The organism is Pseudomonas sp. 2995-1 (assembly GCF_002742505.1).
Classification (GTDB): domain Bacteria; phylum Pseudomonadota; class Gammaproteobacteria; order Pseudomonadales; family Pseudomonadaceae; genus Aquipseudomonas; species Aquipseudomonas sivasensis.
The window spans coordinates 1-280 of record NZ_LJSA01000424.1 but is presented as its reverse complement, the minus strand read 5'-3'; the positions used below and the strand labels follow the sequence as shown (position 1 = coordinate 280).

The window sequence follows — 280 nt, the reverse complement described above, 5'->3', positions numbered from 1 at the left end:
ATCGAATACACTGGTGAAGCCGTCCGTAATCTTACAATGGAAGAACGTATGACTGTATGTAATATGTCTATTGAAGCTGGTGCTCGTGCTGGTTTAATTAGCCCAGACGAAAAAACTTTCGAGTTTTTAAAAGGGAAACGCCATGTACCAGAAGGTGAAGCATTTGAGAAGGCTGTAAAAGAATGGAAAGCACTAGCTACAGATGAAGATGCTACTTACGACGCTACTGTAGAGATTAATGGAGATGAAATTGAGCCTCAAGTTTCTTGGGGAACAAATC

1 protein-coding gene is annotated in these 280 nt (G+C 40.7%); it reads left to right on the top strand.

Going from position 1 to position 280, the window contains the following annotated elements; translation table 11 throughout:
- Positions 1–48: 48 nt before the first annotated feature.
- Positions 49–280 (top strand): aconitase family protein (locus AOA61_RS21875; protein WP_305886526.1); only part of this gene is annotated, 232 nt, incomplete at its 3' end.